General features: G+C 46.6%; 2 protein-coding genes. Both read left to right on the top strand.

Annotation, left to right across the window (positions count from 1 at the left end):
- Positions 1–723, top strand: a 723-nt coding sequence (locus R7E47_RS24910) for a mannitol-1-phosphate 5-dehydrogenase (RefSeq protein ID WP_318085446.1), incomplete at its 5' end; no start/stop codon positions are given.
- Between the two features lie 57 nt (positions 724–780).
- Positions 781–1,164: MltR family transcriptional regulator (locus R7E47_RS24905; protein WP_318085444.1), on the top strand; the 384-nt coding region annotated here is incomplete at its 3' end.

The following is a 1,164-nucleotide window of genomic DNA, read 5'->3' as shown; positions in this document are numbered from 1 at the left end:
TTGCACGCAAAAGCAGACGAGTTGGTTGGCTTTGTCGATTCAGCGGTAGACCGCATCGTACCACCAGCAGAAGCGGCCAACGATGACCCATTGGAAGTGACGGTTGAAAGCTTCAGCGAATGGATTGTCGATGAGCAACAGTTCAAAGGCGACATCCCAAACATTGCTGGCATGGAAAAAACCAACAACCTAATGGCCTTTGTCGAACGTAAGCTGTTCACCCTAAACACAGGTCACTGCATTACCGCTTATTTAGGCTGTTTGAAAGGCCATCGCACCATCCGCGAAGCGATTGAAGACCCAAACATTCATGCCGAAGTAAAACAAGCAATGCAGGAAAGTGGCGAAGTGTTGATTCGTCGTTACGGCTTCGACCGCGACATGCACAATGCCTACATCGAAAAGATTTTAGGTCGCTTCGCCAACCCATATTTAGTGGATGAAGTGGATCGCGTTGGACGACAACCAATTCGTAAATTGGGTGCAAATGATAGATTAGTGAAGCCATTACTCGGTACAATCGAGTATGGCACTGAAAATCAAACACTTTTGAAAGGGATCGCGGCGGCGTTGAAATACACCAACGACACCGATCCGCAAGCGGTTGAGCTACAGACCTCATTAAAAGAGGTTGGCGTGACAAAAACGCTAGCGAAATACACAGGTCTGGCTGAAGACAGTGATGTAGTGGCTCAAATCGAGACACTTTACAACCAGCTTTGATTGACTCAGGGGGAGCTCTGCTCCCCTTAATATAATAATGAAACAACTGATCAGTATATGGCAGATAACATCAACGAAACCGAGATCATTGAACGACTCAACAGCGCACCATCGGTACGTGGCTTCTTTCTTGCGACCGTCGACGTATTTAACGAATACATCGACGGACTCATCCAAAGAATCTTCCGTAAAGATAACTTTGCTGTGCAATCGGTCGTCGGCCCATTACTTCAAGATTCAGGACCACTTGGCGACTCATCGGTTCGTTTGAAGTTATTGTTTGGTCTAGGTGTATTGCCCGACGACATCTACCACGATATCGAAGACATCATTAAGCTGAAAAACCAACTGAACAGCGATGCATCGGACTACGAGTTCACTGACCCGAATATCCTAGAACCGATCAAAAAACTGCATCTGGTGAAGAAAATGGGCATGGTG

Origin of the sequence: Vibrio sp. Vb1026 (genome assembly GCF_033338745.1) — a bacterium.
GTDB lineage: Bacteria > Pseudomonadota > Gammaproteobacteria > Enterobacterales > Vibrionaceae > Vibrio > Vibrio alginolyticus.
This window is presented reverse-complemented; position numbering and strand designations above follow the sequence as displayed.